General features: G+C 71.9%; 14 protein-coding genes and 1 pseudogene. 9 read left to right on the top strand and 6 right to left on the bottom strand.

Annotated features, from left to right (window positions below):
- The first annotated feature begins 172 nt into the window (after positions 1-172).
- From ABZ693_RS24665 to ABZ693_RS24655, 3 genes are read left to right on the top strand one after another with little or no spacing between them, the layout of a single operon-like run.
- Entirely contained in the window at positions 173-1,183 is a 1,011-nt protein-coding gene (locus ABZ693_RS24665) for a DUF6192 family protein (protein ID WP_359881096.1), read from the top strand.
- Positions 1,184-1,186: 3 nt separating this feature from the next.
- On the top strand, positions 1,187-1,600 hold the full coding sequence (locus tag ABZ693_RS24660; protein ID WP_359881093.1) for a hypothetical protein: 414 nt from the start codon (positions 1,187-1,189) through the stop codon (positions 1,598-1,600).
- Positions 1,601-1,637: 37 nt separating this feature from the next.
- A complete protein-coding gene (locus tag ABZ693_RS24655; protein WP_359881090.1) occupies positions 1,638-2,498 on the top strand; it encodes an IS5 family transposase in 861 nt (286 codons plus the stop codon).
- Positions 2,499-2,505: 7 nt separating this feature from the next.
- Here ABZ693_RS24655 and ABZ693_RS24650 read toward each other — a convergent pair whose 3' ends face one another.
- The gene (locus tag ABZ693_RS24650) at positions 2,506-3,327 is read right to left on the bottom strand and encodes an AAC(3) family N-acetyltransferase (protein WP_359881087.1); all 822 of its coding nucleotides are present in this window, start codon (positions 3,325-3,327) and stop codon (positions 2,506-2,508) included.
- 398 nt (positions 3,328-3,725) lie between these two features.
- Between ABZ693_RS24650 and ABZ693_RS24645 the strand changes: the two are divergent.
- A pseudogene (locus ABZ693_RS24645) lies at positions 3,726-3,863 on the top strand (IS110 family transposase); the annotation flags it as partial.
- A 5-nt stretch (positions 3,864-3,868) separates the two neighbouring features.
- Here the strand turns inward: ABZ693_RS24645 and ABZ693_RS24640 are convergent.
- The 4 genes from ABZ693_RS24640 to ABZ693_RS24625 form a co-directional block, all read right to left on the bottom strand.
- Positions 3,869-4,102, bottom strand: a complete 234-nt coding sequence (locus ABZ693_RS24640) for a hypothetical protein (RefSeq protein WP_359881084.1) — start codon at positions 4,100-4,102, stop codon at positions 3,869-3,871.
- A 104-nt stretch (positions 4,103-4,206) separates the two neighbouring features.
- Positions 4,207-4,632, bottom strand: coding sequence for a nuclear transport factor 2 family protein (locus tag ABZ693_RS24635; protein ID WP_359881081.1), 426 nt, complete (start codon positions 4,630-4,632; stop codon positions 4,207-4,209).
- Positions 4,633-4,767: 135 nt separating this feature from the next.
- Entirely contained in the window at positions 4,768-5,445 is a 678-nt protein-coding gene (locus tag ABZ693_RS24630) for a DUF6197 family protein (protein ID WP_359881079.1), read from the bottom strand.
- Positions 5,446-5,588: 143 nt separating this feature from the next.
- Positions 5,589-6,638 carry an asparaginase gene (locus tag ABZ693_RS24625; RefSeq protein WP_359881076.1) on the bottom strand — a complete coding sequence of 350 codons (1,050 nt, stop codon included), beginning with the start codon at positions 6,636-6,638 and terminating at the stop codon, positions 5,589-5,591.
- A gap of 109 nt (positions 6,639-6,747) precedes the next feature.
- Here ABZ693_RS24625 and ABZ693_RS24620 point away from each other — a divergent pair, with 109 nt between their 5' ends.
- The 3 genes from ABZ693_RS24620 to ABZ693_RS24610 all read left to right on the top strand — a co-directional run bounded on the left by ABZ693_RS24620 (position 6,748) and on the right by ABZ693_RS24610 (position 9,980).
- Entirely contained in the window at positions 6,748-7,203 is a 456-nt protein-coding gene (locus tag ABZ693_RS24620) for an Lrp/AsnC family transcriptional regulator (RefSeq protein ID WP_359881074.1), read from the top strand.
- A gap of 306 nt (positions 7,204-7,509) precedes the next feature.
- Positions 7,510-9,018 (top strand): hydrolase, encoded by a 1,509-nt coding sequence (locus ABZ693_RS24615; protein WP_359881071.1) that lies wholly within the window; start codon positions 7,510-7,512, stop codon positions 9,016-9,018.
- Between the two features lie 245 nt (positions 9,019-9,263).
- Positions 9,264-9,980: a flavodoxin family protein gene (locus tag ABZ693_RS24610; protein ID WP_359881068.1), complete on the top strand. Its 717-nt coding sequence runs from the start codon at positions 9,264-9,266 to the stop codon at positions 9,978-9,980.
- Between the two features lie 37 nt (positions 9,981-10,017).
- Here the strand turns inward: ABZ693_RS24610 and ABZ693_RS24605 are convergent, their stop codons facing one another.
- Positions 10,018-10,752, bottom strand: a complete 735-nt coding sequence (locus ABZ693_RS24605) for a GntR family transcriptional regulator (RefSeq protein WP_359881065.1) — start codon at positions 10,750-10,752, stop codon at positions 10,018-10,020.
- Positions 10,753-10,933: 181 nt separating this feature from the next.
- Between ABZ693_RS24605 and ABZ693_RS24600 the strand changes: the two genes are divergently transcribed.
- Both ABZ693_RS24600 and ABZ693_RS24595 read left to right on the top strand, forming a co-directional pair.
- Positions 10,934-12,232 (top strand): VWA domain-containing protein, encoded by a 1,299-nt coding sequence (locus ABZ693_RS24600; protein ID WP_359881062.1) that lies wholly within the window; start codon positions 10,934-10,936, stop codon positions 12,230-12,232.
- On the top strand, positions 12,232-13,110 hold the full coding sequence (locus tag ABZ693_RS24595) for a hypothetical protein (protein ID WP_359881059.1): 879 nt from the start codon (positions 12,232-12,234) through the stop codon (positions 13,108-13,110). The genes ABZ693_RS24600 and ABZ693_RS24595 overlap by 1 nt, the downstream gene beginning before the upstream one ends.
- Positions 13,111-13,152 lie beyond the last annotated feature (42 nt).

Below are 13,152 nucleotides of genomic sequence, written 5' to 3'. Positions count from 1 at the left end.
TTGTTTTACAGGGTAGTTGGGAGCGACTACCGAGCGCTTCGAGCGCCCCTGGTTCACGCCCTGCCCCGGCGTGTCGCGCGCGCGTCACGGTGGACGGTGACCGGGGCCGGCGCCCCTTTGACCGGTCCCGTCGTGGTGACCGGGCCTGACCCGGGCGAGGACGGTGGTCATCATGACCGACGTGACCGACCGGATCGGGAACGTCACCCGGCAGCGTTATGAACAGCTCGTCAGCCAGGCGAAGGAACTGATCGCGCAGGTCGCCCGCGCGCAGTTCGCCCTGGGTGACATGGCGTTGGAGATCGAGCCGATGAGGGCGGTGGGCGGGTCGATGCCGAACGGCACGGACGACCTGTTCACCGTGACGGAGTCGTTGCAGATGTTCGCGGACGACATCGGGGTGGAGCGCCGGACGGTGGAGGACTGGCGTTACACCGCCAACCGCTGGCCGGAAAAGCGCCGCAAGGAGGGCGTGTCGTTCACGGTTCACCGCATCCTCGCGTCGGTCGTGGACGATGACGAGCGGTGGGCGGCGATCGAGGACGCGCCGTTCAATCCGCGCACTGGCGCTCGGCAGTGGACACCGGACGGCGCGAAGCGGGTCGTCGGCCAGCGGGTCGACCGGCCGGTCACGGTCGATGAGAAGGTCCAGGCCGTGGCCGACCTGACCCGGGACGACGAGGTTGCCGCCCAGGTCGCCACCGGCCTGCTGAAGCGGCCGACGGTGACCGAGCACGTCACCCCGGCCGAACGGGTGCGGGTCGTCACGGAGCTGACCAGGGACGACACCGTCGCCCAGCAGGTGACCACGGACCTGCTGCGCCGCCCGGCCGTCGCCCGGAAGGCGATGCGCGACGACACCACCCGGATGCTCGTCAACCGTGCCCAGTTCGACAACTCCAACGAGACGCGGGACCGGATCCGGGAGCGCACCCCGGCCGTTCGCGCGATCGAGCACACCATCGAGTACCTCGACCTGGTCGGCTCCTGCCACAGCTTCGTGGCCACCCTGGGACGGCTGGTCCCGCAGCTGCGCGGGCAGGAGTTCACCGAGGACGAGCGCGAGACCGTGAGGCGTCAGAGCGGCCGGGTCCGCGCGGCGGCGGACTGGCTCGAAGGGGCGCTCGACAACGGCGAGTTCACCCTGGACGAGCAGCTGGTCCAGCTCCTCAAGGGCGAGTAGGCCATGCCACGTCGCAGGGAGGCGCTGCCGCTGGCCGAGCACTACGGCGACCTAGTCCGCGTCGCCCTGATGGAAGCACGCCCTGCGGGTCTGCACACCTACCAGCTCATGTCCGCCACCCGTCTGACCCGCTCGCAGGTCGGCCGCGGCATCCGGCACGTCCGCGACGTCGTCGCCGCGGAGAACCCGACACCGATCACATGGACCCGCCGGGACGGGTTCATGTTCTCCGACGACCCCGCGGACTGGATCGAGTACGACAAGCGGCAGTTCCGGCAGATCCTCGGCCGCCTCACCCGGGTGATCACGGGCACGCTCGACCCCCACCTGGCCCGCTACCCAGACGACGAATGGGCCCAGCTCGCCACCGCCCAGCTCACCGGCGTCCGCGCCACCCTCGCCCAGCTCTCCAAATAGCCCCCGTCCACAGCCGATCGCCTCTGCCGAGCCCGCCATGCCCGCTGCTTCCCGTCGCCGCCGCTACCCGTCCGACACCTCCGTTGCCGAATGGGCTCTTCTGGAACCCCTGCTGCCCATCCCTGCCTGCCAGACCATGACCGGCGGGCATCCGGAGAAGTGGCCGCGGCGGGAGATCGTCGACGGCATCCGCTACATCGTCGACAACGGTGCGAAGTGGCGGGCTCTGCCTGCGGATTTCCCCCCGTGGGAGACGGTTTACGGGTTTTTCTGGAGGTGGAACCGGGCCGGGGTTGTCACCTACATCCGTGATCAGCTCCGCCGGAGGATCCGTACCGGCAAGAACCGCTGCCCGCACCCGGTGACGCTGATCGTGGACTCCCAGTCGGTCAAGGGCGCCTCCACCGTGGGCCGCAACAGCCGGGGCTATGACGCCGCGAAGAAGATCAACGGTCGCAAGCGACATATCACGGTGGACACGCTCGGCCTGCCGGTGATGATCACGGTGACGCCCGCCGACATCCAGGACCGTGACGCCGCCCGCGACGTGTTCTGGCGGCTCCGTCTCACCCAACCGCAGATCACCCAGGTCTGGGCAGATCGCGGCTATGCCGGCGAACTCGTGGACTGGGCCCGCGAACGCCTCTGGCTCACCTTGCGCATCGTCTCCAGGCCCAAGGGCACCAAGGGCTTCGTCGTCCTTCCTCGCCGTTGGAAAGTCGAGCGGACGATCGGCTGGTGCATGAACGCCCGCCGCAACGCACGCGACTACGAACGCCTGCCCCAGCACTCCGAAGCACACCTGAACTGGGCACTCATCACCATGATGACCCGACGCCTGACCCGCAAGAGCCCCCGCACCGACAACTGGACGAGGAAAGCCAAGCGCACCAGCTGATCTACTCTCAGGACAGCATTGGGATCGATGCCGCGCTTGGGCGGTGCTCGGCCAACCAGACCTGGGCATATGCGACGGCGTCAGTCAGGGAGAACAGCCGAGCTTCGGCTGCGGCCACCGTACCTCGTGTTATGGGGCGTTCCTGCTCGAAGGCCGCGCCCAGGTCATCGAAGCCGTCATCGGTGATCGCCGTATCTCGCACGGTGCTCCAGCGGCGGCCCTGTGGGGTCATGATGGCGAAGGAGTTGTCGACCTGCGGTGCGGGAATCCGGTACTCGGCCAGGTGAAACGCCGTGCAGGATTCGAAGCCCGCGCCCAGCAGGAGGATCCGCGCCCGGACGTCTTCCAAACGGGCAAGCGGACTGCGTTCGCCAAGCCGGCAGTCCAGAGCGTGGCCGTCCAGGATCGTGGAGGCGCGCGGGCCTATGGCCGCGAATGAGGTCTGCGGATGCGCACTGCGGGCAGCCCCTGGCCAGTTACGGACGGTCTCGGGGATCGCGCCCACACCGCGCGTGGGCGTGGTGCGCGGGTCGTAAGGCAGCATCGATGCCCTGATGTCCGCCCACCATGCCTCAGGCACGGACGGACTGTTCCAGTTCGCCGGATCCGAGTTGTCCCCGGAATGCGTCGGCACCACCAACGTCCCGTCGTCGCCGAGGACGTCGAGCAGTGCCAACACAACAGCGCCGGGGCCGCCGCAGACCCAGCCGAGCGAGCTGAGGGAGGAGTGCACGAGGAGGGTCTCACCAGGGCGTAGGCCGATGTCACGCAGCTCCGAGGCGAGTGAATCACGCGTACACAGCGGGCCGGGCGGTGGCGTCGTCGACATAGCTGGTGAGTGTCTCCCGTCCGAGGACCGCGTACCACCGGTTTTTCGGCACCTACCTCCAGCCTCGATAGCCCCACGGTCGTGGCAATCCCTGCCAGGGCCTGCTGCAGGATCAAAAACACCTACTAAGCATCGCGGCTTGACCTACTAACCCCATCGGATGTCTTTTTCGTGGCTCCGCATGGGGCCTCCGGCCTTCGGGTCCGGCATGACTTCCCCCCTTGTTGCGGTTGATGATCCGGGGGGTGGTGTCACCGGGCCCGAAGGCATCGACGGACCGCTGATGAGGGGCTTGAGCACCGGCTTCACCCAAGGCCGGAAGAGCTCTCCGTAACGTGGATGTGGCAGCTCGGTGCCGAGGCAAGGCCGGACGAAGGCATAACCGGAGGGGCCTGCACGTGATCGACACCGGCGACATCGACGTCTTCCTCGGCCTGGACGTCGGCAAGGGCGAACACCACGCCACCGCCGTCACCCCGGTCGGGAAGACTTCTACGAGCCCCAACCCGCTGCGGCCGGGTGAGGAGTCCAGACTGCTCGATCAGCCCTCCGGCCGAAGCCGCTGACGAGCCGCCTCAAGCCGCTGGTCATAGTCAGGCGCGAACAGCTCAGGAAGCGCCTTGTCGAGCGTTCCGGCGATCCGATGGATCGGCGCCCAGACCGCCGGATCGTCGACAACGCGGCTGAGGTCCGTCATCTGGAGCTTCTCCAGCCAGTGCGACAGCACCAGTGCCTCGTCACTCGTGAGCTTGATCGTCACCTGTCTATCACTCATGCACACCCCTACAGCCCGGCCCGCCCTTGACCGCACGAACCTACTGGCCTTCGGCCTTGACCAAACACATAGGGGGCCCCGGCGCCTGATCCGGACGAAAGGCCCTAGTCGAAGGCCTGGGCGACGGCGAGGCTGTCCTCGTAGACGTGGTGCCGGGTGACGAGGCCGTCCTCGACCGTGACGTGCAGAGCGAATCGCGCACGGTAGGCGCGCCCGGTGGAACGGGCGGTCTGGCGGATCTCGCCCATCACGACCGCGTCGGGGCCGTCGACCAGGACGCGCTCGATCGCGGTGGCGGCCTGTCCGGGCACATGGTGCGCGGCGAGTTCGCGGTAGTGGGCGACGACATCGGCGCGGGTGGAACGGTGCCGGATCCAGGGGGTCGCGGCGCGGCCGTGCTCGGCCTCGGGCCAGTTCAGCTTCCAGTCGCTCCGCTCGGCGTACAGCGCGGCGATCTCCTCCGGGTCGCCCGCACCGATCCGGCGCAGCAACTCCTCCACGACAGCGCGGGTGGTCGCGGTGGCGGCCATGGACACGACGCATCACTCCGATCCGGCATCCGCGTCGTCCGTTCGACGCGGCGGGATCGACATTCTCACCGACACCGGCCGGTGCGATTACCTCCCGGGTAATCGCACCACAGCACGCACCCTGTCGCCGCGGGTTCAGCGCCCGGCGCGGGCCGCCCGCCGGATGGTGGCGTCGACGAGGGCGAGGGCGTCGGCGGCGGTGCGGCCAGGGGCGCGGTTCCAGGGGCCGACCAGTCCGTTCCAGCCACGGGAGCGCAGTTCTTCGAGCATCCAGGACCCGGCCTCGTCGAGGGTGGCGGCGCTGCCGTAGCCGAGCCGGTGGGCGGTGACCATGGCGCCGCAGACGCAGCGCGCGCCGCGGGCGTCGCGGAGTCTGTACGGGGTGTTCTGCCAGCCCCACTCGGTCAGGACGCACCGGGCGTGCGCCAGGTGGACCGAGGGGAGCACGTCGGGGCTGCCGATGCGGCGCCAGAGGTGGAGCCGGTCGGGGAGGATCGCGCCGAGGCGGCCCGGGAGGGGCCGTGCGGCGGGCTGGGGCGCGGGCCGGGCCACGGACGGTTCGTCGACGGCGGCGAGGGCGTCGGCCACCAGGCGGTCGACGGGGACGGACAGCAGCCGGCGCCAGTCGGGGGCCGGGGGCTCGTCCCGTACGGGGGCGGGCGGCGCGGGCGGTTCGGCCCAGCGGGTCACCGTCTCCTGCCAGGCCGCCGCGTCGAACAGGGCGGCCGCCTCCCGGTCCAGCGTGTCGGGCGCGTCAGGGGTGACGGGGGTGGCGGGTGCGGGGGCCGTGGGGGCGAGGGCGGTCGGCGTCATGAGGGTGGCTCCGTAATCGATTCATCCCACTTTCGGAATGAATATCGGATTAACCCACCGCAGCCTTGAGCCCGAACGGCCCCGCACCCCCGACACGCCCCTGAGGGACGGGCAAGGGGTGCGGGACCGCCCGGACTCGGCGCCTACGCGGCGGCGGCTGCCACCGCGACCGCCGGATCAGGGTTCTCAGGGCCCCCGAGGAGGGTCCGGAGCAGAGCCGTCCGGTGTTCCGTCGACGGCATGTCGGCGAGCAGGGCCGCCAGCAGGGCGATCCGGGCCTGGCCGGGCCGCAGCGTGCCGGCCAGGACCGCTCCGGCGGCGGCCAGGTCGACGGCGCCGCCGCCCGTGTAGACCTCGGCGACGGGACCGGCGGAGACCCGGGTGGACAGGACGACATGGACGCCCTGATCGACGGCACGGGCGACGGCCGCGGCGATCTCCGGGGTGGCGTTGCCCGCGCCGGTGCCGACGAGGACGACGCCGCGCGCGCCGGCGGCGACGGCCGCGTCGAAGAGGACCGGATCGCCGTCGGAGTGGTGCATGACGATGTCGACGCGCGGAGCGGGGCGGCCGTCGGCGGGCAGCGGGATCGACGCGGGCCGCACGGGCTCGCGGTCGATGTCGACCCGCCCGAAGCCGAGGCGGCCGACGCGCTCGCCGGACGGGTCGGCGAAGGGGTCGGAGGCGAGCGTCTTGGTCTTGACGGTGCCGCGCGCCGCGTGCACGAGTCCGTCGAAGACGACGAGGACGCCGAGGCCGCGCACGGTGGCGGCGACCTGGAGGGCGTCGTAGAGGTTGGCCGGACCGTCGCCGTCCCCCGCGCCGAAGGGGCGCTGGGCGCCGGTGAAGACCACCGGGCGGGGGTCCGTGTGGTGCAGGTCCACGAAGAAGGCCGACTCCTCCAGGGTGTCGGTGCCGTGGGTGACGACGACGCCGTCGACGCCCGGGTCGGCCAGCGTCTCGTGGACGGCGCGCAGCAGGGCCAGCTGGCGGTCGGTGGTCATCCGCGAGCTGTTGACGTTGAAGAGGTCGACGACCTCGACGGTCACGTGGTCGGGGACGGCGGCGGTGGCCACGACGTCGTCGCCGGAGGCGTCGGCGGCGTACCCGCTGCCGGTCCAGCGGCTGGCGATGGTGCCGCCGGTGCTGATGACCACGACGCGGCGCGGCCGGTCGTCGCGCGACCACTTCATGGGGATACGTCCTTCCGTGGGGGGTGCGCGGCAACGATAGGTCAAGAGGCGCACAATGCGATTGCGATCTCACCCCGGATGCCTGCCGTCCGTGGTGGACAATTGCGTCATGGACCGGATTGATCTCCACATCTTGCGCGAACTCCAGCAGGACGGCCGGCTGAGCAACCAGGAGCTGGCCCAGCGCGTGGGCCTCAGCGCCTCCCCCTGTCTGCGCCGGGTGCGCCAGCTGGAACAGGACGGCGTGATCCAGGGCTATCGCGCGGTCATCGACCCGGAGGCGGTGGGCCGGGGCTTCGAGGTGCTGGTGTCCGTCGAGGTGCGGCGGGACCGGGAGACGGTGGAGGCGTTCGAGGAGGCGCTCCAGGACATCCCGGACGTGATCGAGGCGTACCGCCTCTTCGGCAGCCCCGGGTGTCTGCTGCGGATCGCGGTCGCCGATCTCGCGGCGTACGAGCGGCTGTGGATCGAGCGGCTGACCACGCTGGCGGGAGTCACCGAGGTCAACTCGCAGATCATCATGAAGCGCGTCAAGGAGCCGCGGGGCCTGCCGGTCGACCGCTGAGCCCCGGCGCGCCGGCTCCGCACCGCCGGCGCGCCTCCGTACGCCCGCCCGGCGTCGCGTGCGCCGTGCGCGCCGGGGCCGTACGAGAGGGCGGGGCTCACCGCCGTACGCCACCCCCGCCCGCCATGCCAGCAGCACACAAGAATCCCCCAACCTCCCCACGGAGTATGGCGTTCCACCAAACCCTTCTGGTCATGTACCGTTCAATCGCGCGAGTGCGGGGCGTCCTGGAATCGATGTTCTACGCGCGAAGAATGGCCGTCCGCACCGCTGTTGCCCCTCACCCCCCTCACGGAGGTCTGACGGATGCCCGGACTCGGAAGGTCCACCCGCCGCTTCGCCACCCTGACCGCCTGCGGCGCCCTGCTCGCCGCCGCCGCGGCGCCCGCGCTCGGCTCGTCCGCCGTCGCCGCGCCGCGCGCCACCACACCCGGCGCCTCGGCCGGTGCCTCGGCCGGTGCCGCGGTCGCCGCCGCGGCGCCGCGGCGCGTCCTCTTCGACAACTCCAAGGCGGAAACCGCCGGAAACGCCGACTGGATCATCGGCACCGGCCAGCCCGATCCGCTCACCCAGAACCCCTCGCCGCAGACCGAGAAGGACTGGACCGGAGCCCTGTCCGCCTGGGGCGTGGCGCTCCAGAAGACCGGGCGCTACGCGCTCAAGACCCTGCCGTCGGGCGGCACCATCACCTACGGCACCTCCGCCGCGACCGACCTCGCGAACTTCGACACCTTCGTGCTGCCCGAGCCCAACATCCGGCTCAGCGCGAGCGAGAAGACCGCGGTCATGAAGTTCGTGCAGAACGGCGGCGGACTCTTCCTCGTCTCCGACCACACCAACGCCGACCGCAACAACGACGGCTGGGACGCGCTGGCGATCATCAACGACCTGATGACGGACAACGGGGTCGACAACACCGACCCGTTCGGCTTCAGCGTCGATGTCGCCAACATCCAGACCGACAACCCGCGCGCCATCGCCGACACCACCGACCCGGTACTGAACGGCGCGTTCGGCAAGGTCACCGGCAGCATCATCCGCAGCGGCACCACGGCCACCCTCAAGCCGGCCGACAACCCGTCCGTCAAGGGCCTCGTCTACCGCACCGGCTCCTCCGGAAACACCGGGGCCTTCTTCGCCACCAGCTCCTTCGGCGGCGGCCGGGTCGCGTTCTGGGGCGACAGCTCGCCGATCGACGACGGCACCGGCCAGAGCGGCAACACGCTGTACGACGGCTGGAACGACCCCGCCGGCACCAACGCGGCGCTCGCCCTGAACGCCACCGAGTGGCTCTCCCAGGGCACCACGGGTGGCGGCGGTGGCGGAGGCGGCGGCACGACCTGCACCGCCGGCCAGCTGCTCGCCAACCCGGGCTTCGAGTCCGGCGCCACCGGCTGGACCGGCTCGACCGACGTCGTCACCAACGACGCCACGCGCCCGGCGCGCACCGGCTCGTACAAGGCATGGCTGAGCGGCTACGGCGCCGCCCACACCGACACGCTCTCCCAGAACGTGACGATCCCGGCCGGCTGCACCAAGGCCACCTTCGGCTTCTACACCCGGATCGACACCGCCGAGACCACCACGACCACCGCGTACGACACCCTCAAGGTCGAGGTCGTGAACAGCGCCGGCACGGTCCTGTCCACCCTTGCCACGTACTCCAACCTCAACGCGTCGAGCGGCTACGTGCAGCGCGGCTTCAGCCTCGCCGCCTACGCGGGGCAGACGGTGACGGTGCGGTTCACCGGCACGGAGGGGTCCAAGCTCCAGACCTCCTTCGTCGTCGACGACACCTCGCTGACCGTCGGCTGACCGTCGGCTGGCCCTCGCCGCACCGGCTCGGACCGGTCCGCGCCACCGCACCACCGCGCCGGCCCGCCGGGACCCTCGGGTCCGGGCGGGCCGGCGTCCGTGTGCGGCCCGCCTCCCCGTCTCGCCCATCCCGGGCCGGCCCTCTCCCCCGCGGTCTCACGCGTTCGGGCGCGCCGCGCTGGCCCGCCCGGCGCGCGCCTCGCAGGCTGGGAGGGTCCCCCTGCCAGCCCGCGAGGAGTCGGCCGATGCCCACCAGCCCGTACCGCTACGACGACCTCAGCGCGCTGTACGTCAACTGCACCCTCAAACGCTCCCCCGAGGTGAGCAACACCGACGGCCTGATCGAACGCAGCCGGGCGGTGATGACCGAGCAGGGCGTCGTGACCTCGCTCGTCCGGGCGGCGGACCACGGCATCGCGACCGGGGTCTGGCCCGACATGACCGAGCACGGCTGGGCGTCGGACGCCTGGCCGGGACTGTACGAGCGGGTGATGGCCGCCGACATCCTGGTGCTGTGCGGGCCGATCTGGCTCGGTGACAACAGCTCGGTGATGAAGCGGGTGATCGAGCGACTGTACGCCTGCTCCGGAATCCTCAACGAGGAGGGGCAGTACGCGTATTACGGCCGGGTCGCGGGCTGTCTGATCACCGGCAACGAGGACGGCGTCAAGCACTGCGCGATGAACGTGCTCTACAGCCTCCAGCACCTCGGGTTCGCGATCCCGCCGCAGGCCGACGCGGGCTGGATCGGCGAGGCCGGCCCCGGGCCCTCCTACCTCGACCCGGGCTCCGGCGGCCCGGAGAACGACTTCACCAACCGCAACACCTCCTTCATGGCATGGAACCTGATGCATCTGGGCGCCCTGATCAAGCGGGCCGGCGGAATCCCCGCGCACGGCAACCAGCGCGCCCAGTGGGACGCGGGCTGCCGGCCGGACTTCGCCAACCCCGAGCACCGCTGAGCCCCGGTCCCTGTCCGTCGCATGAATCGGGGAGCCCTCAGGCGTCGAACAGCACCCGGAGGGCCACCCGCCGACTGGCCCGCACCCGCGCCAGAGTGATCCGGGCGGCACCCTCCGCGTCACCCGCGCCGATCGCCTCGTAGAGCAGGCGCTGTCCCTCTCCTCGCGGCCCCGGCTCCTCGACCTGCCGGAACAACCAGCGCAGCCGTCCCTCCAGCGTGTCCAGGGTGTCCACCAGCAGCTCGTTGCGCGACATGCGCACGATCCGGGCGTGGAAGGCGGCGTCGGCGCGGGCGAGGCGTTCGGGGTCGCCCGCCGCCGCGGCGGTGCGGGAGGCGACGAGCAGCCGGGAGAGGGTACGCAGTTCGATGTCCGTGCGGTGTTCGGCGGCGCGGCGGACGGCCAGCACCTCCAGGGCCTCGCGCATGTCGAAGAGGTTCTCGACGTCCCGCCGGGTCAGCTCGCGGACGACGATCCGGCGCGGGGAGACCGCTTGGAGGAGGCCCTCGCCGAGGAGCATGCGGATGGCCTCACGGACCGGGACGCGGGAGACGCCGAATTCCGCGGCGAGTTCGCGTTCGACCAGCCGGTCCCCCGGCCGGAGCCGGCCCGTGACGATCCGTTCGCGCAGTCCGTCGCACACCAGGTCGCACAGCCGGCCACCCCCGGGTTCACCGGCCGCCGCGCCGGCCGGCACCGGCGGCCGGGTTCCCGTACGCCCGCTCCCCGCCGCGCCCGGAGCCGTCTCCGCACCGGGTCCCGCCCCCGCCATGCGTCCTCCCCCTGTCGCTCACCGCACGGTATCCATCCGGGCGGGCGGACCGGCCGGCGGGGCAGGGCGCGAGGACAGGGGTGACGAGCCCGCTTCCGGGCGAGCGGGGTCTGACCGGCATTCAAGAGACGGAGATCACCCCCGTTTTGGATTGTCGGACGATCCTCCCTACGATCCTCCGATGATCACGAGAAAACGGCTGGCGACCGGGGCCTGCGCGCTGCTCGCCGCCCTGACCGTCGGACTCCTCCCGACCGGAGCGGCCGCCGACGACGGCCCGGCGGGCTCGGACGCCGACTCCCCCAAGGAATCACCCAAGGTCGAGCTGGTGCTCGATGTCAGCGGCTCGATGCGTACGCGCGACATCGACGGACAGTCCCGGATGAGCGCGGCCAAGCAGGCGTTCAACGACGTCCTGGACGCGGTCCCGCAGGAGGTGCGGCTCGGCATCCGCACCCTCGGGGCCGACTACCCCGGCCAGGACCGCCAGCGCGGCTGCAAGGACACCCGGCAGCTCTACCCGGTCGGCCCGCTCGACCGGACCGAGGCCAAGACCGCCGTCGCCACCCTCGCCCCCACCGGCTGGACCCCCATCGGCCCGGCGCTCCTCGGCGCGGCCGAGGACCTCAAGGGCGGCGAGGCGACCAAGCGAATCGTGCTCATCACGGACGGCGAGGACACCTGCGCCCCGCTCGACCCGTGCGAGGTGGCGCGCGACATCGCCGCCCAGGGCATCCACCTGGTCATCGACACCCTCGGCCTGGTCCCGGACGCCAAGACCCGCCGTCAGCTGACCTGCATCGCCGAGGCCACCGGCGGCACGTACACCTCCGTGCACCGCACCGAGGAACTGTCCGGCCGTGTGCAGCAGTTGGTGGACCGTGCGGCCGACCCGGTCGTCACGCCGGTCGCCACCGAGGGCTCCGGGCGCTGCATGGACGCGCCCCAGCTCAAGCCGGGCCTGTACACCGACCGCCAGGAGTTCGGGAAGCACCGCTGGTACCGGGTGGACGTGCTGCCGGGCCAGGAGCTGCGCGCCTCGGTGAGCATCTCCGCCGACCGCGCGGTGAACAACGACTACGGCGTGCTGCTGCGGGCCGTCACCGCGCACGGCCGGGAGATCGTCCGCGGCGCCGAGGCGGGCGACGGGCGCACGGACGTGATCTCGACGGGCCTGCGCTACCCGAAGAAGGACGACCAGGACGCGCTCGACGACGACAGCAAGCCGGCCGCCGAGACGGTCTGCCTCCAGGTCAGCAACTCGTTCTCCGCTCCCGCGTCGGTCAAGACCACCCCGGGCATGCCGGTGGAGCTGGCCATCGACGTCGTCGACGGTCCCGACGCGGCCTCCGACGTCGCCTCCTTCGGCCTGGGCCGCGGCTGGTGGCTGCTCGGCACGCTCGTGCTCGCCGGCTTCCTCGGCGGCCTGATCTGGGGCTGGCTGTCCCGCTGGCGCTTCGCCGTCTGGAGGACGAACTGATGCGCACCACGTACGGCAGGAATCCCCGCGCGCGGATCCGCGAGGACCGTCGCACCCATGCCTCCACCGCACTGCGCCGGCTGACGGCCGGTCTGGTGCTCGCGGGCGCCGCCCTGCTCGGCCCGGCCGCCCCGGCGGGCCTCGCCGACAGCGCGACCCCGACCCCCGTCCCGAGCGGCAGCGCGAGCGGCGCGGCGGCGGAGGGCGGGCCGACCGAGGCCGGCACCTCGTTCCGTACCGCGGCCTTCTTCCGGCAGGGACAGCAGGCCACGGCGCAGGGGTCCACGGGTGACTACCTGTACTGGTCGTTCCCCGCCGACACCGGCGAGCGGCCCACCGTCGCCGCCACCGTCACGCTGCCCGGCGCCGCGCTGCGGCACGGCGCGTCCACCTGGCGCATCGACGTGTACGACGGACTGCGCCGGCGCCAGCCGTGCATGTACGGCACCCAGGCCCGGTCCGCGGCCAAGGACGCCGGGACGGTGGAGCTGGCCTGCACCCTGCGCCCGGTACGGGCCGCGGCCGACACCTGGTCCAACGACCCGCTGCCCGGCAGCTACTTCGTCCGGCTGACCGTGACCGGCCTGCCCGAGGACGACCTCGGCCAGCCGTTCTCGGCGCGGGTCGGCGCGGCCTCGCACTCCACGGGCGGGGCGTACGCCACGGACGGCGCGCTCGCCGTACCGCTGGTGCCCGGTGCCGCCACGCCGGAGGCGGCCGAGGCCCGGGGGCCGGAGGGCGGCTGGGCCTCCACCTGGTGGTCCGACCGCTGGATCTGGACCGCGGTGGGCGGTGTGCTCGCGGCCCTCGCGGGCGTCGGCGGCTACGTCCTGACGCGCGGCTCGGGCCGCCCGTCCCGGGTCCCGCCGGGCGTCTGACGCCCGCGCCCCGCGCTCTCCCTCTCGCGACGGTCCCCGTCG

The organism is Streptomyces laurentii, from assembly GCF_040635425.1.
Classification (GTDB): Bacteria; Actinomycetota; Actinomycetes; order Streptomycetales; family Streptomycetaceae; genus Streptomyces; species Streptomyces laurentii.
This window is presented reverse-complemented; position numbering and strand designations above follow the sequence as displayed.